This window comes from Pedobacter sp. AC212, assembly GCF_979258625.1.
Genome location: NZ_OZ409870.1, coordinates 485,137 through 506,112, shown reverse-complemented (window position 1 = coordinate 506,112; position 20,976 = coordinate 485,137). Strand labels below are relative to the sequence as shown.

Here is a 20,976-nt window from a genome sequence, read left to right as displayed (position 1 = left end):
CTGATGTCTCCTAAATAATACTGAACTTTCATTTCCAAAAAAAGATTTTTGACTTTGTGGTGCAGCGATTTACAATCAAAATTTGATACATTTGCCTTTTATTAAAAACAGTGGCTTTTCGTTAACTACGATTAGCTTTTTAGCTTAAAAAAACATGTTTGATAATTTACAGGACAAGCTAGACAGAGCATTTAAAGTATTAAAAGGACAAGGCAGCATTACGGAAATCAACGTGGCAGAAACCATGAAAGAGATTCGTAAAGCATTATTAGATGCCGATGTTAACTATAAAACAGCCAAAACATTTACGGATGAGGTAAGGCAAAAAGCATTGGGCCAGAACGTTTTAACTTCGGTTTCACCAGGTCAATTGCTAACCAAAATCATGAATGATGAGCTTGCGGCCTTAATGGGCGGCGAGATTACGGAATTGGAAACTAAAGCCAACCCCACCATTATTTTGATTGCGGGTTTAAACGGTGCGGGTAAAACTACTTTCGCTGGTAAACTGGCTTTACACTTAAAAGGTAAAGGCAAAAAGCCTTTATTGGTTGCCGGTGATATGTATCGCCCTGCGGCGGTAGATCAGCTGGAAGTTTTAGGAACTTCGGTTGGTGTATCGGTTTATGCAAACCGCGAATCGAACGATCCTGTTGGCATTGCCCTTGAAGGTATTGCCCATGGTAAACAAAACGGAAATAACGTCATCATTATCGATACAGCAGGTCGTTTAGCGATCGACGAATCATTGATGAACGAAATTTCGGAGGTTAAAGCCAAAACACAGCCACACGAAATTTTATTCGTTGTGGATTCGATGACGGGTCAGGATGCGGTAAACACGGCTAAAGTTTTTAACGATCGCCTTGATTTTACGGGTGTAGTTTTAACCAAATTAGATGGTGATACTCGTGGTGGAGCGGCACTTTCGATTAAATCGGTAGTGAACAAGCCGATTAAATTTATTGGTACCGGTGAGAAAATGGAGGCTTTGGATGTCTTCTATCCAGACCGTATGGCATCGCGTATTTTAGGCATGGGTGATGTGGTTTCGCTTGTTGAACGTGCTCAGATGCAGTTTGATGAGAAAGAAGCCGCAGAATTGCAAAAGAAAATCCGCAAAAATAAATTTGATTTCAACGATTTCTATAGCCAGATTCAACAAATTAAGAAGATGGGGAATATGAAAGATTTGATGGGCATGATTCCGGGTGTGGGTAAGATGATGAAGAATGTGGATATTCAGGATGACGCATTTAAATCGATCGAGGCAATTATTAATTCGATGACGCCGTTTGAAAAAGAAAATCCAGATTCAATTCAACAAAGCCGCCGTTTACGTATTGCCAAAGGTTCGGGTAGCAAAGTAGAAGAGGTAACCAAGCTGATTAAACAGTTTGAGGATATGCGTAAAATGATGAAACAGTTTTCGAATCCGGCAGCCGCAGCAGCGATGATGAAAGGTATGCCTAAAATGCCAATGGGCAGAAGGTAGGGTTTTCAAAAGTTAAAAGTAGAAAGTTAAAAGTCAAAATAGCGAGGCTTAATATGTAAATCCCAATCAGAAATGGTTGGGATTTTTTGTTGTATTGTTTCTTTTTGGCTAAAGCCCTAATTGCTTAATTAAGAACAGTCAGCTAAAGCAGACTGCAATGAAATGAAGATAATCAGCATTTGAAACCTATCCATTTCATTGCCGTCGGTTTCAACCTACGAAGAGGGGTTCTCTCATTCCTTTTGGCTAAAGCCTTAATTGAGTACAGTGAACTAAAGCAGACAGAAATGAAATCGACACAAGGCATTAATATCCTTCCTCTGTTTCAACTGGCCATAACATTACCCAGTTTTACATTTCATTGCCCTCGGTTTTAACCAACGAACAATGGTTCTTTCATCCGTTTGGCTTTAGCCCTAATTGCTTAATTAAGAACAGTCAGCTAAAGCAGACTGCAATGAAATCGACACAAGGCAGTAGTATCCATCCTTCATTTTAACTAGTCATAACAAAGCATTTTACATTTCATTGCCATCGTTTTTAACCAATGGAATTAGATAATTCTTTATATATTAGAATAACAATCTCCATCCCCTAAAAACATAACATCCCTTTCAATTTCAAGATTTATTAATGCTTGTAAAAACATACGGGAGCGCCGTTTATGGTGTAAATGCCTTAACCATTACTATTGAGGTAAGCATAAGTGCCGGTACAAAATATTACATGGTTGGCCTGCCTGATAATGCCGTAAAGGAAAGCCTGCAACGTGTGGCAAGCGCCATAAATGTAGCGGGTTTCAGGATGCCTAAACAGAAAATTGTAGTAAATCTGGCCCCGGCCGACATTAAAAAAGAGGGTTCATCTTATGATTTGCCTATTGCGATTGGCATACTCGCTGCATCCGGACAAATTCCCAGTGAGGATTTAGCAAACTATTTTATTATGGGCGAACTTTCATTGGATGGAAGTATTCAGCCCATTAAAGGTGCCTTACCCATCGCCATCCAAGCACAGGAAGATGGCTTTAAAGGTTTCATTCTACCGAAACAAAACGTTCGTGAAGCGGCAATTGTTGATGGTTTAATTGCTTACGGTGTAGAAACTTTGGCACAGGTGATTGCCTTCTTTAACAAAAGCGAAGCGCTTCAACAGGTTAAAGTAAATACAAAAGAAGAATTTCTTAAAAATATTGGCAATTACGAACATGATTTCGCTGATGTGAAAGGACAGGAAAACATAAAAAGAGCTTTGGAAATTGCTGCCGCAGGCGGGCATAATGTAATTTTAATTGGTCCGCCAGGTGCAGGCAAAACCATGCTGGCAAAACGTTTACCTACCATTTTGCCTCCATTAAATTTATATGAGGCTTTAGAAACGACCAAAATCCATTCCGTTGCAGGCAAATTATCTGCTGCAGATGCATTAATGACCGTTCGACCATATAGATCGCCGCACCACACCATTTCGGATGTTGCTTTGGTTGGCGGCGGAATGAATCCTGCTCCAGGAGAAATTTCTTTAGCGCATAACGGGGTATTGTTTTTGGATGAATTGCCAGAATTTAAAAGAACGGTTTTGGAGGTAATGCGCCAGCCTTTGGAAGATCGGAAGGTGGCTATTTCCAGGGCTCGTTTCTCTGTTGAATATCCGGCTAGTTTTATGTTGGTGGCCTCAATGAATCCTTGTCCTTGCGGCTTTTACAACCACCCGGAAAAGGAATGCGTTTGTGCACCTGGTGTGGTTCAAAAGTATTTGAGCAAAATATCGGGACCACTTTTAGATCGGATTGATTTACATGTAGAAGTTACACCTGTTAATTTTTCGGAGCTGGCTTCATCCCGCGAAGCGGAAAAAAGCGAACTGATTAGAGCACGTGTGATTAAAGCGAGAGAAATTCAAGATCATCGCTTTGCGGATAAAGCAGATTTACATTATAACGCACAAATGAGCCCAAAAATGGTACGGAAAGTTTGTGCGATAAGCGAGGCCGGTACCACGCTCCTTAAATCGGCGATGGAGCGGTTGGGATTATCCGCCAGGGCTTACGACCGAATTTTAAAGGTGGCTAGAACCATTGCAGATTTAGATGGGAGTGAAAATGTAGAATTGGAACATTTAGCTGAATCAATCAACTATAGAAGTTTAGACAGAGATGGTTGGGCAGGATAATTTAAATAATACTTTATATGGTTCAAAATTAATTAAAAAGTAATCAACCATATAGGGATATAGATTATATAGTGAGGAGCAAATACCATAAGCCTATATGTTCTATGTTTCTATACGGTTCAAAATTAATCGCAAAGTAAATAACCATATAAGGATATAGATTATATAGTGAGGAGCAAATACCATAAGTCTATATGTTCTATGTTTCTATATGGTTCAAAATCAATCGCAAAGTAAATAACCATATAGGGATATAGATTATATAGTGAAAAGTAAAAACCATAAAGCCTATATGTCCTATATTTCTATATGGTTCAAAATGAATAGAAAAGTGATTAACCTTATAAGGATATAGATTATATAGCGAGGAGCAAACACCATAGAGCCTATATGTCCTATATTTCTATATGGTTCAAAATTAATCGTAAAGTAATAACCATATAGGGATATAGATCATATAGTTAGGAGCAATACCATATCCCTATATGTTCTATATTTCTAAATGGTTCAAAATGAATAGAAAAAGTTAAAATGGAGAAATGGAGATGACAACCAAAAAATATCTAAAGGAAATTACTTACAATGTAATTGGCGCCGCTATAGAAATACACAAATCTCTTGGGCCTGGTTTGTTAGAAAGTGTCTACCATGAATGTATGAAACATGAGCTTAGCCTCCGGAAAATATATTTTCTAACAGAAATTTCGATGCCAGTTCGATACAAAGAAATAGAAGTAGCAACCAATTTAAGATGTGACCTATTCGTAGAAAATTGCTTAGCTGTTGAAATAAAGGCCTCCAAAACGATAGAACCCATTTTCGAAGCCCAGATACTAACCTACATGAAATTATTGGAAGCCCCGCAGGGTTTGATCATTAATTTTAACTGTGTTAATATTTTTAGTGATGGACAAAAGACATATATCAATGATTTTTACCGATTTTTAGAAGATTAAACGCCCCGAATGATTAGAACGCTTATAATTGAAGACGAACCTGCCATCCGCAAGGAAATTGAATGGCTTTTGCAACAAGAAACACAGTTTAATTTGATTGGTTATGCAACAAGCGTAGCTGAAAGTTTAGTGCTCATTAAAGCAACAAATCCCGAATTAATTTTAATGGATATCCAGCTTACTGACGGCACAGCTTTCGATATCTTAGACCAGTTGGATGAAATACCTTTTCGTATTATATTCATCACCGCATATAATCACTTTGCTGTTAAGGCAATAAAATTTGGTGCCCTGGATTACCTTTTAAAGCCATTGGATGATGCAGAGTTTAAAGCTGCGTTAGCTAAAATTGCTACGAATGATGAAACCAATATTACACAGCAAAAGCAACAGATTTCTATTTTAAAATCACAATCCGGCCATGGAGAAAGTAATTTAGACAGTAGAATTGTATTACACACCTTAGAATTTTTGCAAGTTTTACAGCTTCGTGAAATTATCTATTGCCAGAGTGAAGGGGGTTACACCAACTTTTTCCTAACCGAAGGCCGAAGGATTATGATCTCAAAACCACTCAAATTTTATGATGAACTTCTGCCCGAGAAGTGGTTTTTACGTCCCCATCAATCTTATTTAGTAAATGTATTATACGTTGATAAATTTCTAAAATCCGGTACAATTGTATTGAAAGATAAAACCGAAATTCCGGTTTCAGGGCGTAGAAAAGATTACATTTTGCAGCACATCAACCACATCGAATAAAGAAGTTCAATAAGTCTCTCAGTCATGAAACAGAAAATATTAAAAATCTTTAAATGGATATTCATTGTTTTAGTTTCATTGATTTTGATACTATCAGCTGTTACTTATTTATACATGAAAAAGCCACTTTTTGGTAAGACTGCCGAAGGTGTAAGGCTTGAACGAATGAAAAAATCGCCTCATTTTAAAGATGGTGTGTTCCATAACCTCAATCGTACACCTGAGCTTACAGAAGGTTATAGTACCATAGGCATTATTTATGATAAACTTTTTGGAGATCACCCGCGATTAACTCCCGTAGATAGTATTCCATCGACGAAGGTAGATTTGCTGCATTTACCCATTGATTCGAACATTTTAATTTGGTTTGGTCATTCCTCTTATTTTATTCAGCTGGATGGGAAGCGCATATTAGTTGATCCTGTTTTTAGTGGAAATGCTTCGCCAATTCCAGGTACAGTTGTAGCATTTAAAGGCACCGATCGTTACAAAGTAGAAGATTTGCCGAACATCGACTATTTAATCATTTCACATGATCATTACGACCATACAGATTATGAAACGTTAATCAAGCTCAAATCGAAAATTAAAAAAGTGTTCTGCGGTTTGGGAGTAGGAGCCGATTTTGAAGATTGGGGCTACAATGTTGAAGATATCTACGAGAAAGATTGGGATGAAACTATTGATTTGGGGGATGGTTTTTTTATACACACTACACCTACAAGGCACTTTTCTGGCAGGGGTTTCACAAGAAATAATACGCTGTGGATGTCGTATGTTTTTCAAAGCCCGACTATGAAAATTTACATAGGTGGCGATAGTGGCTACGACACCCACTTTGCCAACATCGGCAAGAAGTTCGGCCCAATAGATTTAGCAATTTTAGAAGACGGGTAATATGATGTTAAATGGAAATACATTCACTTACAGCCTGCAGAGGTATTAAAAGCAGCGCAAGATTTAAATGCAAAACGTCTTTTCCCTGTGCATTCATCAAAATTTGTACTTGCAAATCATCCTTGGGATGAACCTTTAGTAAAAATTACAGAACTAAATAAAGTCACCAAAATCCCATTGGTAATGCCAATGATTGGCGAGTTTGTTTACCTTAAAAAACCCAACCAAATTTTTAAGCCTTGGTGGATTGGCATAAAGTAGCAATTAAGGCCGTGGCATCATTATAACGAATAATAATGCAACCGCTACAATACCGTTTTTTTCGGTCGGCAATTAATAAAGTTTTAAAACTGTTTTCTGGTTCTTGAGTATATTAAGGAACATTAAAAATTTTAAGTAGTTGGTATTGCTTTATTGTATGAGATTGAAGTTAATTATTCCATTAATTCTAATAAGTCTGTTTGTTGCAAATTTCACGGTTGCACAATCAAAAACTTATTTTGAAAAAAAGGCAGATTCGCTAACTAAAATTGGTCAGGAACAAAAGGTGATTCCTTACTTGGAGAGGGAATTAAAACTCGCACCCAAAAGTGAGCCGCTTTTGCGATTATTGGGATTTTACCATCTCCGAAACAATAATTTAGTAGTTGGTGAAAAGTATTATCGAAATGCATTATTAATCAATCCTAAATGCGCCAGATGTTATTTAAACATTGGCCGTATACAAGCCATAAAAAATGATGGAGCAGAAGCTTTGTCATCAATAGATAAAGCTATTTCGCTCGACCCAAAAGATGCATTACTATTTTTGACAAGAGCAAACACTAAGGCTCAATTTAACGATAAATTTGGTGCCCTTGCAGACTATAACAAGGCAATTGAACTGGCGCCCGATAATGCTGAATACTATACCGCCCGTGGTGCCTACAACGCCGACAATGGTTATCATGCTTTAGCCCTTACCGATCTTAATAAAGCAATTGCTCTGTCACCTGAAGGCTACGACGCCTATTTTTACCGTGGAGGCGTCTATTACAATCAAAACCAAGTGGAGAATGCTTTAAACGACATCAATAAAGCCATTGTTTTAAATGACAAGCAAGCACATTTCTACAATGGAAGAGCATCAATTTATTCAAACCTAGGGCAATTCGACAAAGCACTAGATGATTACACCAAATCCATAAAATTAGATCCCTTAACCTACACTGGATATTTAAATAGGGCAAAAATTTATTATGAATTAGAAGATTTAGATGCTGCCTGTACAGATTATTCAGCCGCTAAGGCAATAGTAATCAGTAAAAAAAATTACGATCCTGAATTACTAAAAACGATTTCCGAATCTTCCGCCGATTTCTGCGATGAAACCAAGCCAAGCTATTATTACCAAAGGGGCATCGCCCAGTATAACCTAAAACAGTATGATAAAGCTTTAGCCCAATACGCTAAGGGATTGGAAAAATTCCCTAAAAACGCCATGATGTTATCCTTTAAAGGCAATGCTTATCTGGCGTTGGCCGACTATAAAAACGCTACTGCAAATTACAAAGCATCATTAGAGAACAAGGAAAACCTTCTTCATGAAATCGAAATAAACCCTCGTTTTGCGACAGGAACGAACGCTGACATCAATCGCTATTACAATTCGTCCTTAGCATCCATTTTTTCAGGTTTATCTGATTGCTATTCGAGTAGCGGAGCCTTGGAAGAGGCACTTAATGCTATAAATACCGCATTATCTTTAGCGCCAGATGTTAAGGATTTTGAGAAAGAAACTTATTTCAACCGACGTGGAAATATCTACTTAGCTACCGAAAAATATAACCTTGCATGGATCGATTTTAATAAAAGTATTGAGTTAAAAAATGATTATGCACTTGCTTACGTCAATCGGGCTATAGCTCGCGTAAGCCTCACTGATAATGTAAAAAAATCTACTTATCGTGTAGCTGCAAAAATAGCCAATCAACCGGCAAGTTTTGGTTGGATAGTGAACGATAACGCTTCCATTAAGAAATCTCAGAACGAACTACTTCTTGCTTTAACAGACTGCAATAAGGCTATCGAATTGGATAAAAGTTTAGGTTTTGCCTACTACGTTAGAGGATCTATTAAAGAAATTTTGGGGCAGAAAGATTTTTGTATTGATATACTTACCGCTAACAAAATGGGCTTTGAAATTGATGAACACATGTTGAAGATTTGCAATCAATAACTACCTAAATATGAGATATTTATTTTTGTTTTTCGTTTTACTATCATTAGAATCTACAGCACAAGTTTTGCCAAACTTCGTAGTACCAGCCGGACGAACAAAGGTTTTTGAAACTAAGGGCGACTTAGATAAAGATGGCATTGATGAGGTGATATTGGCTTTCAATACCACAAAAAAAATAGACCGAACAGGGTACACCAGAGAACTATTTATATGTAAAGTAATTGATGGTACTTTAAAACTTTGGAAGAAAAACACATCTGTATTATGGAACAGCGAAGATTGTGGTTTTTGTACCGATAACGGGATTGATTTATCTATTAAAGTAAAGAATAATACCCTCATTATCGAGCAAACCTTTTGGCATAATACAAGGCATACCAGCAAGCACAAAAACATTTATCGTTACCAGAATAATGATTGGTTTTTAATTGGATCAACTTACAACGACGATTATAATTGCGGCTTTCATCATACTTACGACATCAATTTTTCGACAAAGCAAGTACATGTTAGTTATGATAACGAAGATTGCGAAGATTCTGTCCAATTATACCCAGCTACAGACAAATTATTTAAATATCCTTTTAAATCCGTTCCGAAAATGGATGGATTCACACCCGGAAGAACTGAAATCAAAATCCCTAATTCTAAGCAATTCTTCTATTATTAACCCTACTGGCAAGTCAGATAATTGTTTATTTGCAACAAATAATGGATGAGTATTAACGAATAATAAACGGGTCTAATTTGATAGCGCAGTTTGCTTAGCTTAGCATTGTTAAACAAAAACATCCTTAATCTATAGGGAATAAATGTTGAATTTATAGTTTTTGGTTCTGTTAACAGCTGTTTGGTTTTAGGAATGTAACGTCTCTCATTTGATGGTATTGGCGGCGTAAAATTTCAGTATATATATCCAGTATGTACTGTGTTTTACGCCTCCTCATCAAACTCTTTAATTTCCTTTATTTAATCATACTAATACTCAAAGAATGAAAAAGATACTCATTTTAGTGTTCTGTCTGGCGAGTGGAACAATCGCATTTTCGCAATCAAGTTATTCGGAAATTCAAAAGGATGTTAAAGCAGCGGTTTTGAGTTATTCGGCACAAAATGCTAACTATCCAGTTCTAAAAAAATTAGTTACTGCTTTCGAAAGTGCGAAAAAATTAAACCCCGACTATCTCACAAAAGACAATCTGGGAATTGCGATATTTCTATCAAACCAAAATCCTGAATTGGATATTTTCCCGGCCCGCTACACCTTCGAAAATGACAAGATAAATTTATCCGCTTTGCGAGATAAAAACACCAAAAAACCGAGTGATGATATGCGGGAGTACGTTAAAACGTATATCGAAGACTTTAATCAGTTGGGTAATACCAAAATATTTAAAAAGATGATTTATAATGCGCCAGAAACTGATGGCACTTATACGTCTAATAAAACGGAGCAAATTGTAAAAGAGGCTTATGCAACTACCTTTGTACGTGGCAACGATACCTGGATGTATGCGATGAGTACAGGTAACCAGGGAATTATTTTGTATGCTTTTAAAATGACCATTTCTGGTGAAAACTTAATGGATAAAAAGGTAGAGAACAAGCAAAGAAAATAGGTTTTACAGTGTATTAAGTTATTTTTTCGTTTAAAATATCCTTTCTAAAATATGAAATTAACACTTCAATTGGCCATCATTTTATGTTGCGTCATAAAAGTAGCAGTCGCACAGCCTCCTACCATATCAGTACCAAAAAACAAAGACAAGAGTTTCTCTAACAATAACATCCTTACTATGAATGATATGGTTTTCGACCAATTGATTACACCGATTAAAGCTACCACTTTAGATACAAACAGCATCCTGATATACAACACAGATGGCATTCTAAAATCGATGAACTTGAAAACCAAAAAAATAAACTGGGAAGTAAAAGCATCGGATGCTGACCGGCACATTAGCGGAAATAATAAACTCTATATAGAAAACGGAACGGTATACATTCCTTTTATCAATGGCGAAATCTTTGCTTTAAATAACCAGAATGGTAAAATATATTGGAAATCGAGGCTGGGAATTATAAAAGACGAAATAGTACTTAAAGGGCAATCGGCACAAGTGGTTAATGGCGCAATTTCATTGAGTGCTCAAAGCAGGAATCAAAATATCTATTCAATAGACGCCAAAAACGGTAAACTGATTTGGAACTATAAATTGGATTATCCTTACAACCACCTTCCAACCCTTACTTTCGGAAATAAAGTATTCGCACAGAATGCTCCCTACCTTTTAAGTTTTGATGCTAAAACAGGCCAGGCACTTTATAAAAGAGGTTTCAAAAAGGCTATGTACGGAAGACCGGTTACCGATGGCAAAAACGTTTTTATCCCCGATGAAAGTGAAACATTGTTTGCGCTAAATCCAGACAATCTATCCATTTTATGGGAGTTCAAGCTGGAAAAAGGACAATACAATATCAAGGAAAAAATATTTACAAAAGACAGTAAAATTTACTTCGGCACAACCTCATCCACTGAAGCATCTGTATACGCATTGAGCACAGCGAATGGCGACAAACTTTGGAAAACCAACTTCAATGCGTCTATCGCTTATTTGCTTGATAAAGCCGATGCCATTTGGGGTTACACCGAAAAAGGACTACTTTTTGAATTAGATCTCAAAACTGGTGATAAAAGGAGTGAGGTACAATTAGCTAATCTCCCCCTTTCTAACCTCGAGTTTTTGAGCAAAAATGAAGTTTTATTTTATAGTAAAGCTGGGCTCGTTAAACTGAATTTGAAAACCAAAGAAGAATCAATTTTGCTTGCACATCAAAAGCTTGATGACAATAATAAAAACGATGCATTCATCAAGCTGCTGAAAGTTTCAAAGAATTAATTTAAGATCTGCCTAACCTGAGGCAACCAATTTATTATTTGATTTTAACCACAACTTTGCCTTTCGCCCTTCCACTATTAACGTAATCCATTGCCTGGTTCAGCTCTTCGAAAGGGAAAACTGTATCCAATACGGGAGTTATTATACCTTGATCAATTAATTTTCCTATTTCCGCTAACTGTTTGCCACTGGCTTTCATAAATAGAAACGAATAATCAACACCGAGCTTCTTGGCTTGATTAATGGTTTTTCTACTCAAAAAGTATATGGCTAATTTCATGAACCATGATAAGCCACTTTCCTTCGCAAAGGCTGGATCTGGAGGACCGGAAATAGAGATTACTTTACCTCCCCGACTGAGTATTTTTAGGGATTTGCTGAGCGTTTTTTCATCCTGGCTGTTTAGTACCAAATCATATTGGTTTAGGATAGTTTCAAAATCTTGAGTTTTGTAATCAATCACTAAATCAGCGCCCAATTTTTTTACTAAATCTGCATTTTGCGCACTTGTAGTAGTAGCCACAGTGGTCCCCAGATGTTTAGCCAATTGAATAGCAATTGTGCCTACGCCGCCTGAACCTGCTTGAATAAACACACGTTGGCCTTTTTTAAGTTTCGCCTTTTCAACAAAAGCTTGCCAAGCTGTTAAGGCAACAAGCGGTATAGAGGCTGCTTCTTCCATCGAAATGTTTTTTGGTTTCAGGGCTACATCTCTTTCATTCATTGCAATGTATTCGGCAAATGTTCCTATGCTAAAATCAGCCGGACGGGCAAATACTTCATCGCCTATTTTAAATCGCGTAACCTTCGATCCTATTTTTACCACCACCCCAGCTACATCATGCCCCAAAATTAATGGCAATTTGTAAGGCATTAACAACTTAAATTCTCCATTTTTAATCTTGTTATCCAGCTGGTTAATGCTAGTGGCATAGATTTCTACTAAAACTTCATCTGCTTTTGGCTCGGGGATGGATATTTCAACAACCTTTAGCTTTTCTGTTTTACTATAACTATTTATGGTGTATGCTTTCATTATTTTAGGGTGATTATTGCTGTAAAAAGGATTCTGCTTTTTTTGGACTAACCAATTTAAAGGCCAGTCTAGGGAAAAAACGATTCATCACGTAAAGCACTTTTGCACCTAAAGCCAAAAACTGTTTTGCTGCTTCAAGCCCTATGCCTGCACTGCCTCCAGTAATCAGTATTGTTTTTCCTCTCAATTCCATTTTCTATATTGAATTTTGTATTTTCGCTTTCAAATTGCAAGTGCAAATATATAATAAACTTGCAAAATGCAAGTGAATTAATTTTATTTTATGTCAGAGCTAAAAAAAAGATCCAGTTGTCCGGTAAGTTCATCTCTTGATATTTGGGGTGATAAGTGGTCGTTACTCATTGTTAGAGATTTAATGTTTGCCAAGCAATGCACTTATGGCGACTTTTTAAAATCAGCAGAAAAAATCGCGACCAATATATTGGCCTCCAGACTTCAGATGTTGGAAGAGAACGGAATAATTACGAAATTAGAACATCCGGATAGCAAGGCAAAAGTATTGTATAAACTCACACAGAAAGGAATTGACTTGCTTCCGCTGATGGTTGAAATAAATTTATGGGCCGAGAAATATTTTAGCCTACCCGAAGATCGCCTGGCTATAATAAGGGAGGTGAAAAAAGATAAAGAGGGGTTTATTAAAGCAACCACAAGAGAGTTACAGCGCAACAGCAATTTAATCTAACAAAGATTCGATCGGCTTTATCAAAAATAAAGTCCCTAGTAAATAACCAAATAAAACCTATAAACAACCAGCTATGGCACTTATTAACCCACACATTAATTTCAACGGCAATGCCGAAGAAGCTTTCAATTTTTACAAATCGGCATTCGGTGGAGCTTTTACATCAATAGTGCGCATGAAAGACATGGCAAGCGACGAATTTCCTGTTGAAGAAAACGACGCAGAAAAAATTATGCACATTGCTTTGCCAATTGGCCCAAATACGCTGATGGGTAATGATGTGCCCACTTACCTTGGACAGGTAAATGAAAATGAAAATCGATCAAAAATTTCTATTAGCGCAGAAAGCAAAGAAGAAGCCGATAAAATATTCAGCATTTTATCAGCTGGTGGAACTTTAGAATTTCCGCTAGGCGATAGTCCTTGGGGATCATACTTTGGAATGTTTAGAGATAAATTCGGTATCGAATGGATGATTGAATATGCTGCATAATTGCTTACTCAAACTTATATAAATCGCGTTCGATATGCAAAATTCCAATCCTCGCACATGTAGGCGAGGATTTTTTTCAAATAATAATTCATTCTCAACAAATAAGAATTGAATTTTAACGAATAATAAACCAGCCCATCTATTAGTTGTAACAGTCTTATTTTTAAATAAAAATCGATAAAAATGATTGTTACAGCTCAAACCTACACGATAATACTCGTTGCAATTCTTGTCTTGATTTCCTTAAAACCACTTTACACCAAGTTGGTAAAGAAGCAAGGCAAAAAAGACGATTGGATGTTTTTATTGATTATACTCCTATTGCCTATTAATTGGTATACGCCAACTATTTTAACGGTTACAGATTGTAATCAATTTACCAAAGAAGTGGTATTGTTTCCTGCAGAAAAAGAGGGGATATCAATGTCGTACGGAAGAAAAAACTATATATTCAACCATTCTAAACAAACCCTTGGCTTCGAATATTTATATTACGGCAGCGATCAAAAAGAAGATGACCACCGTGATTTAGTTATTTTTCCTAACAAAACTGCTACGGTAAACGAGGTTAAAATTGACTATGTTTTTGAAGCACCCGCAAAAAGTGTTTCCACAAAATCAAGCGGAGCTACAAAAACCATGTTGTATTGCCAACAAGACAGTACAGAAGATTCAACACAATAATATTAAACCGAAATCTACCCTTAAAAATCTCATGAAGAACTTAACTTTTATCTATTTAATAGCGTTGGTAACATTTTTTTCTTGCAATACCAAAGATAAGCAACCCGAAATACTCGAAGCAAAGGGAGGCTTTGATCTTGAAAAAGTCGATTTTAAAGAGGACGTTGCTAAGCTTTACGGAAACAATGTAATTCTTAGCGATGGTATGCGTTACGACAGTGCCGAAAACGGGAAACTTACCGATGAATTGCTAAAATATAAGATCAGTAATTCGATGCTGGATGCGATGAAAATTACGGTTCCTCAAAAAGATTTTGGCTATTTATATCAAAGCCATACTTCAGATAGTTTGGCCAAATATAATGGCTATTATTTTAGTAACCTGAATATCCTCACCGACAAAAATAAAAAACCCTTAGCTTATCATGCCGAGGGCGAAATTTACGACCTTAAAGCCAAAAAAGCTTTTCTTGCTAAAATGAAAGAAAAGTATGGAGCTCCAAAATATTCCATTTTCATTTCTCATCATTTTAGTCAATCTTCGTACGAGTGGATCTTAAAAGATCGCACCATCCAATTGGAAACTTCTAAGGGTTTTAGCGCCAACTTTAGCACTGATAGTGATGCAAAATCAGGAGAATACCTTCGCTTTGATTTACTCATTATTGCCAATGATAAAAAAGAGCAAGTTCATAATGCACACATATATGAATTTGGCGATAAAGTATTGTACAATGGCAAATATCTTACACTGGAAGAGTTGCAGCTTGATAAAAAATCGACATTTAAAGATGTGTTTCTATTAAACTCTACAGATAAAAAATACTTTAACGATCCAACTGGTCAATATGATATTAGCCGGGAAGAGGCTGAATAAATTAAGCATACTATCTACTTAAATTATTTTACCATGGAAAATTCTAATTTTAATATCGAGCCGATCCAACAAGCAGAGATTATCCCTCAGCCAAAGCGTAAAAATAAAGCTAAAACCATTATTTGGGTGATCGTGGCTATAATTGTTATTGCTGGCGCAACCGGTTTTGCCTATTTATATGGTGGCTATAGAATGCGACAAGATATTTATAATGTCGATGGTGATGATACCACTTATCCGGCAGACAGTGTTTTTGTTGATGGTTGGGCATCACCTGAAGATTTCGCCACATGGAGAAATGCTACATTTACGATCCCGCAGTACGATGATATACCAGTTGCTTTTCAACGGGGAATTGTTAAAATCTTTATGGATAATAACTATTTCAGCAAAGAGAACAACGAATTATACTTTTTCACCAAAATTAAAGATCGTGCTTATCGTGTTATTGCTTATGGCGATTTTACCGGGCAGGGGGAAAAAGAAATGGCGTTTCTGCTCGAGAAATCAGATTTTGCCAGTAGCGCAATTTACATCATCCCCCAAAAAGGAAATATATTGTACTGGAAAGCACTAAGTGGAGAATTACCCACCATAAAAAGCTTTAAAAAAGGGGCGCTAATTTTCATGGATAAAATGGACCTTACACCCGCTCCAAGTGATGGAATAATTAAACAAACAAAAAGTTCTAAATATGTGCTCATCTACAATCGGCAAACTAAAACCTTTGATGAATACTATCAATACACCGATGAAGATATAAAAGGTGCAAATGAAGAAACAGACGAGGGAGAACCAGAAGAAGCACATGAGCCAGATACAACCGCTATTTCGGAGCAATAAAAAGGTGTTATAAATTTCGCGATTTAAGCTCTTTCTGCATCTTTTTAATGTTGCCAAGGTTTGAAATAACAATAGGCAATAAAGAGATTGGAATTACAGTTAAGGGGGTAAATCCTTTTTTGAAATTCAAATACATGCTCAGCGCAAACAGAAGCACTAACATTACAACAAGAGTATAGGTGGATGCTTTAGCTACCTTTTCGCTTTTCTGTAACTGCTCATTGCTCATTTCCGCAAACTTATTTTCACTCAATTTCAAGGGAGATAATTAATGTATTAATAGGAATTATTTCTTTTGCTCAAAAATAATAAAGACCAGCGTTTTTGCAATCCTCATTTCCTATTTAAAAAAGCGAATTATAATTAGAGTTCAGCGAATTATAAATCATTAACTGCGTTTATCAATTGGGCATTAATCAATTCTACAATAATGATTAATATAGCATTAAAAAAGCCCTCAAATAATTTTGAACGGGTCTTTCAGTTTAAGTTAAACCTAAATATTTTAAAAATGACAGTTACTTACATGATGTTGGCCTTTACTACAATTTACCTGGCCGGAACTTATTTTTATTATAGACACACTGTAAAAAAAGGCACAGAGTTTAGATATAAACCTATCTTCTTACTTATCATTGGTTTGTTGTTTTTATTATCACTTTACGGGAGCGTTACCAACCAGCCATTTAATACCATTGTACCTTTTATTAGGTAGGTCTTAGCATTTGTCTTTATCAATAATTCACTGTTTTAGTTTAACTGTTTTAGTTTAACTGTTTTAATTTGAAAAGAAAAAAAGCTTTATTTCTTGTCGTTGTATTAGTAATTGGCTGGTACATTTTCATTTGGTGCAAATTCCATTTCTTTAACAAGGCGATTAGCCAGGAAGAAATAAATAAAGAATTTGCAGTTTTAAAAATGGAAGCACCGCTATATGATTCGATTTACATTCGTGGCTACAGCATAAAATATATTAGCAATAAAAAGAATTATAGCGAAAAAGGTGATCAATTTGGCAAGGAGAAACCCTATTTGGTTTTGCTACATAACAGTGATAAAAATGCAGCGTATTTTCTAGATTATTTTAAGAGTAAAGCACTTAATAATAGATTCCATATCATTGCGGTAGATCGGATCGGTTTTGGGAACACAAGCTTCAAGAAATCTGAACAAAAAAATTCCCTGTTTCAGCAAGAAGAAAAAGAGTTCGGTAAAATGGCTGAATATGCATCAGGCACAGCCGTAAAAGAAATTTTAAATGCTGAAGGCCAATACATGGAAGAGGTAAGAATTGTTGCTGATGGCAGTGGAGGCATGGCGGGGTTGCAGGCATATTTATATGAGAGTCTTTCGTTTTCAAAAGTTTTTTTATTCGACCCGGATTTAAGCAGTCGGTTTTTCTTGAGCAAAATTTTTAGTAAAATAATCGTAAGCCCGATACTGGCCTGGAGCTTTCCCAGAGCCTATATAAGCAAACATCAGGATTTGCTACTTGCTGACCAAAATAAGGGAGATAACTTTGAAAAGCTTATCAAAAATGTTCAATTTTCTGAAAACCAAGAGGGTAAGGAAAATGGCTATATGTATCCGAAAGGGTTTAAATCGGTTTTTTTCTTAGGATTGAGCAAAAACGAACAGGAGCGAATTGCAAAAATTTCTGGGGAAAAGAACTTCATTTTTCAAACCAGCGATGCCAACATTTACTCTTCACCAGAAAACGTGCTTAAAACTATACTCACTAACGACATCTACACGCTGCCGTTTAACAGAATAAAATGATGAAAATTTACGCCTTGCTCATTCTGATGATGTTTAGTTTATCTTCTTGCAAATCGCAAATAAATGATCATGCCGAATTGCTTGATAACTTGAAATACGATCCGAATAAGGAGATGTATCAAATTGCAGGAACGAACCTGTATCCTGTAGAGATTACCATCAACGACTATCCAGCAGGAAGAGGCCTCGCCTTTTTTGGCCATCAAATGTATTACGTTGCGGATATTGGTTTACAGAAGAAAGGCCGCCAAACGGCTAAAGTCACTTTGGATTTGAAGAATTTTAAACCTACAGACAGTGATCAGCCTATACTTTTCGTGGCTATTTATTACAGTGGTGATATTTCAATGCCATCAATAAACGATGAAGAAGATGTACTGGTGCACTATGTACTGACTGGAAAAGACGTAAGTGCCCAGGATATTAAAAATGGTTACATCACCAAAACCTTTTCTTTTGAAGCAAAAGAAGTTCGTACTGACTTAGATAGCTGGAAAAATTCAAAAAAATTAACGGCCAATGATGCGCTTTTCAATCAGCTATATGAAGCATACGAAGAGCTGCAATCAGATTTAAATGCTTCGGACAAAGGCAATGCCATTGAAAAAATGAAAGTTGCTGAATACGAAACTGCTCAACTGAGAGGCGCTAAAAAGGAGTGGATTTTAGAGGAGCGGGAAGCGTTATTTTCCAATACCTGGAAGTTGCTGCCAAAAGATAGCTGTAAACTAAAACTTTACGGTGATGGAAAAATTGCCACCTTAGTTAAAAAAGACGGTTCGATCATTTCAGCATCAGCAATTTCATCAAATCCGAGATCTAAGCATGGCAAAACCTTTCAGGTTTTGAATTTATATTTTCATATTCCAAACAATAAAACCGATTTAGAATTAACGCGGTTCGATGCGTATGCGATCACTAATTTTGGGAAGTAAAGGATAGGGTTAAATATTAATTATTTGTACTAGAGACCGTGATTGCCTTCCATGTTAATCGCTGGTCGAAACTGTTAAAGAATAAGCAACCAAAGCATGGCTAAAAATGCAGTCGATTGAGCCTGAAATGTTTAAAATAAGAGTACAGAAACTAAGCCGAAAATTTTAAATATTTCTCAAAACTTAAGCTTATTTCTTTAAAAAAATGTAACATTATATCTGTTTACTTGAAATCAATGCTTACTGCTCTACCCGTCATCAAATGAAACAACCTTTTCTTTATTTTTGCCTGGCAATCTTGCTTATTGTTTCATGCAGGCAAAAACCAACTGGTGATAAAAATGAGCAACTTTTAAAGTACAAAGAAGAGATTTCATTACTCTCGGCAAAACAGCCAAATAAAACAAATGCCGATTCTATTGTTCAGGCATGGAAGCAGTACAATAGTAACCCAATTGTACTGGCCGACACCGATTTAAATACCAAAACCAAATACAACCTGGGTAAAATGTTCGCCCGAAAAAATCCCGATAGTTCTAAAATGTTTTTACAGCAAGGCCTTGATTTGGTTGAGCCAGGTAACAAGTTTTTAGAAATTAAAGCTAATCTCTATAACGGGATGGGAAATCTAGCCAATGCAGAACCCTCTGAACACCAGGCCAATTATTATTACAACAAAGCGGCCATGATTGTGCTTTCAGATACGACTTTAACCCTGAAACCGATGGCCAAGGCTATTATTTTACTGGCCGCAGCACAAAGCAACAAAAGTTTACAGCAGTACAGTTTGGCATTAAAAATGAATTTGGCTGCATTAAAATTAATGCCACAGCTGCCTCCAAATATTACCAACCAGCAGCGGGTTCTAACTCAGTTAATTTCATTAATTTATACTGCAAACTTTCCAAGAAAGAATGTGGAAACCTACCTCGCAAAACTAGAAAAATTGCAAGCTACGTATCCTGATGATTTTAACCCCAGGTTTTTATATGATAGTAAATTGCTTTATTTCGATAAGGCCAGTAACGTCGATTCTGTTTTAAAATACTCTTTGCTAAATGCAGAAATTGATGAACAAATTTATGGGCAAAACCCAACTGAGCCTACCGCTGCGGGTAACATTTACACTACCTATACCAATATTGTAACTAATTATGTAAAGGCTAAAAATTACCCCGATGCAGCACGCTACCTGAAAAAAGCAAACGAAGTGTTTAAGCAAAGTGGCAGGCTATTAGAGTACGAAGATTTGATAAGAGGAGGCGAGGCAAGCTCAAGTTATTATGCTGCAATTGGTCAAAAAGATAAGGCGCTCCAAACCGCAACAGAAGTCATAGCACTTCAAAAAGAGAATTACGAGATAGAAAATACGCAGGCAGTGGCCGAAATGGGTGCTTTATATCAAATTCAAGCGAAGGATAATTCGATTGAACGATTGAACGAAGACATCAAAATAAATACCTTGAAACTAGAGCGCAATAAATTAACCTTGGTAATTACAGCCCTCATCATTTTGATTTTGCTCATTGTTATCTTCTTGTTCTATAGCATTTATAAACAACGAAAGCTAAAACAGGAGAAAGAAAATGTACAGTTGCAGCAACAGTTACTGCGGACGCAAATGGAACCGCATTTTATTTTCAATACCTTATCTGCATTGCAAAGTTTTATTCGATTGGATGAGAAGGACGAAGCAATTAAATACCTCAACCAATTTAGCAGGTTATTGAGAAGTAGCCTTGAGTTGAGTAGAGAAAAATTGGTTCCATTAAGCCAGGAGATAGAAACGCTAGAGAATTATTTGAGTTTACAGCAAATGCGCTACAATAACATTTTCAATTTCGAGATTAATATCCCGGAAAATGAAGATTTGGAAATGATTATGCTTCCGCCGATGCTCATACAGCCTTTTGTAGAAAATTCGATTTTACATGGCATTAATTTGAACGATAAAGATGGCTTTGTAAATGTGAATTTCTCCATTGCTGACCAAAATTTAACCGTCACCATCACCGATAGCGGTAAAACTATTAGTGAAAACAAACCTCAGAATCATCAATCGCTTTCAGGTATCATTAGCAAGGAAAGATTGCAACTCTTAGGCAAGGAACGCAATCAAAATGCCGGAATTACTCAAAATAAAACAACCACTGGCGGCACAGTTGTATCCTTAAACATTCCGATTAGCCAAAATGAATCTATGGGTAAATATTAATTCTG

The 20,976-nt window shown here is 36.4% G+C and carries 21 protein-coding genes; 18 read left to right on the top strand and 3 right to left on the bottom strand.

Features of this window, described 5'->3' with window-relative positions; genetic code table 11:
- Positions 1–154: 154 nt before the first annotated feature.
- The 9 genes from ffh to ACZZZC_RS02185 all read left to right on the top strand — a co-directional run bounded on the left by ffh (position 155) and on the right by ACZZZC_RS02185 (position 11,403).
- Entirely contained in the window at positions 155–1,495 is a 1,341-nt protein-coding gene (gene ffh, locus ACZZZC_RS02225) for a signal recognition particle protein (protein ID WP_463486486.1), read from the top strand.
- A gap of 633 nt (positions 1,496–2,128) precedes the next feature.
- Positions 2,129–3,667, top strand: a complete 1,539-nt coding sequence (locus ACZZZC_RS02220) for a YifB family Mg chelatase-like AAA ATPase (protein WP_463486485.1) — start codon at positions 2,129–2,131, stop codon at positions 3,665–3,667.
- Positions 3,668–4,212: 545 nt separating this feature from the next.
- Positions 4,213–4,623 carry a GxxExxY protein gene (locus tag ACZZZC_RS02215; protein WP_463486484.1) on the top strand — a complete coding sequence of 137 codons (411 nt, stop codon included), beginning with the start codon at positions 4,213–4,215 and terminating at the stop codon, positions 4,621–4,623.
- Positions 4,624–4,632: 9 nt separating this feature from the next.
- Complete coding sequence (locus ACZZZC_RS02210) at positions 4,633–5,385, top strand: LytR/AlgR family response regulator transcription factor (protein ID WP_463486483.1); 753 nt, start codon at positions 4,633–4,635, stop codon at positions 5,383–5,385.
- 24 nt (positions 5,386–5,409) lie between these two features.
- A complete protein-coding gene (locus ACZZZC_RS02205; RefSeq protein WP_463486482.1) occupies positions 5,410–6,282 on the top strand; it encodes an MBL fold metallo-hydrolase in 873 nt (290 codons plus the stop codon).
- 418 nt (positions 6,283–6,700) lie between these two features.
- Positions 6,701–8,500: a tetratricopeptide repeat protein gene (locus ACZZZC_RS02200; RefSeq protein WP_463486481.1), complete on the top strand. Its 1,800-nt coding sequence runs from the start codon at positions 6,701–6,703 to the stop codon at positions 8,498–8,500.
- Between the two features lie 10 nt (positions 8,501–8,510).
- On the top strand, positions 8,511–9,173 hold the full coding sequence (locus tag ACZZZC_RS02195; protein ID WP_463484616.1) for a hypothetical protein: 663 nt from the start codon (positions 8,511–8,513) through the stop codon (positions 9,171–9,173).
- A 322-nt stretch (positions 9,174–9,495) separates the two neighbouring features.
- The gene (locus ACZZZC_RS02190; protein WP_463484615.1) at positions 9,496–10,122 is read left to right on the top strand and encodes a hypothetical protein; all 627 of its coding nucleotides are present in this window, start codon (positions 9,496–9,498) and stop codon (positions 10,120–10,122) included.
- Between the two features lie 51 nt (positions 10,123–10,173).
- Positions 10,174–11,403 carry a PQQ-binding-like beta-propeller repeat protein gene (locus ACZZZC_RS02185; RefSeq protein WP_463486480.1) on the top strand — a complete coding sequence of 410 codons (1,230 nt, stop codon included), beginning with the start codon at positions 10,174–10,176 and terminating at the stop codon, positions 11,401–11,403.
- A 34-nt stretch (positions 11,404–11,437) separates the two neighbouring features.
- On the opposite strand, the gene ACZZZC_RS02180 is transcribed toward ACZZZC_RS02185, so the two are convergent.
- Together ACZZZC_RS02180 and ACZZZC_RS02175 are read right to left on the bottom strand one after the other, a co-directional pair.
- A complete protein-coding gene (locus ACZZZC_RS02180; RefSeq protein WP_463486479.1) occupies positions 11,438–12,439 on the bottom strand; it encodes an NADP-dependent oxidoreductase in 1,002 nt (333 codons plus the stop codon).
- A gap of 13 nt (positions 12,440–12,452) precedes the next feature.
- On the bottom strand, positions 12,453–12,632 hold the full coding sequence (locus tag ACZZZC_RS02175; protein WP_463486478.1) for an SDR family NAD(P)-dependent oxidoreductase: 180 nt from the start codon (positions 12,630–12,632) through the stop codon (positions 12,453–12,455).
- 90 nt (positions 12,633–12,722) lie between these two features.
- On the opposite strand from ACZZZC_RS02175, the gene ACZZZC_RS02170 reads away from it, so the two are divergent.
- The 5 genes from ACZZZC_RS02170 (at position 12,723) to ACZZZC_RS02150 (ending at position 16,042) form a co-directional block, all read left to right on the top strand.
- Positions 12,723–13,145, top strand: coding sequence for a winged helix-turn-helix transcriptional regulator (locus tag ACZZZC_RS02170; RefSeq protein WP_463486477.1), 423 nt, complete (start codon positions 12,723–12,725; stop codon positions 13,143–13,145).
- A gap of 73 nt (positions 13,146–13,218) precedes the next feature.
- The gene (locus ACZZZC_RS02165) at positions 13,219–13,638 is read left to right on the top strand and encodes a VOC family protein (protein ID WP_463486476.1); all 420 of its coding nucleotides are present in this window, start codon (positions 13,219–13,221) and stop codon (positions 13,636–13,638) included.
- A 183-nt stretch (positions 13,639–13,821) separates the two neighbouring features.
- Positions 13,822–14,322 (top strand): hypothetical protein, encoded by a 501-nt coding sequence (locus ACZZZC_RS02160; protein WP_463486475.1) that lies wholly within the window; start codon positions 13,822–13,824, stop codon positions 14,320–14,322.
- A gap of 31 nt (positions 14,323–14,353) precedes the next feature.
- Entirely contained in the window at positions 14,354–15,199 is an 846-nt protein-coding gene (locus tag ACZZZC_RS02155; protein ID WP_463486474.1) for a hypothetical protein, read from the top strand.
- Between the two features lie 33 nt (positions 15,200–15,232).
- A complete protein-coding gene (locus ACZZZC_RS02150; protein WP_463486473.1) occupies positions 15,233–16,042 on the top strand; it encodes a hypothetical protein in 810 nt (269 codons plus the stop codon).
- Between the two features lie 7 nt (positions 16,043–16,049).
- Here the strand turns inward: ACZZZC_RS02150 and ACZZZC_RS02145 are convergent, their stop codons facing one another.
- Entirely contained in the window at positions 16,050–16,301 is a 252-nt protein-coding gene (locus tag ACZZZC_RS02145; RefSeq protein ID WP_463486472.1) for a redox-active disulfide protein 2, read from the bottom strand.
- A 252-nt stretch (positions 16,302–16,553) separates the two neighbouring features.
- Here ACZZZC_RS02145 and ACZZZC_RS02140 point away from each other — a divergent pair, with 252 nt between their 5' ends.
- From ACZZZC_RS02140 to ACZZZC_RS02125, 4 genes are all read left to right on the top strand, one after another.
- Positions 16,554–16,757: a hypothetical protein gene (locus ACZZZC_RS02140; protein WP_056850530.1), complete on the top strand. Its 204-nt coding sequence runs from the start codon at positions 16,554–16,556 to the stop codon at positions 16,755–16,757.
- 68 nt (positions 16,758–16,825) lie between these two features.
- On the top strand, positions 16,826–17,821 hold the full coding sequence (locus ACZZZC_RS02135) for a hypothetical protein (RefSeq protein ID WP_463486471.1): 996 nt from the start codon (positions 16,826–16,828) through the stop codon (positions 17,819–17,821).
- On the top strand, positions 17,818–18,756 hold the full coding sequence (locus ACZZZC_RS02130) for a hypothetical protein (RefSeq protein WP_463486470.1): 939 nt from the start codon (positions 17,818–17,820) through the stop codon (positions 18,754–18,756). Before ACZZZC_RS02135 ends, ACZZZC_RS02130 begins: the two co-directional genes overlap by 4 nt.
- A 262-nt stretch (positions 18,757–19,018) precedes the next feature.
- Positions 19,019–20,971: a sensor histidine kinase gene (locus ACZZZC_RS02125; protein ID WP_463486469.1), complete on the top strand. Its 1,953-nt coding sequence runs from the start codon at positions 19,019–19,021 to the stop codon at positions 20,969–20,971.
- The last annotated feature ends 5 nt before the right edge of the window (positions 20,972–20,976 follow it).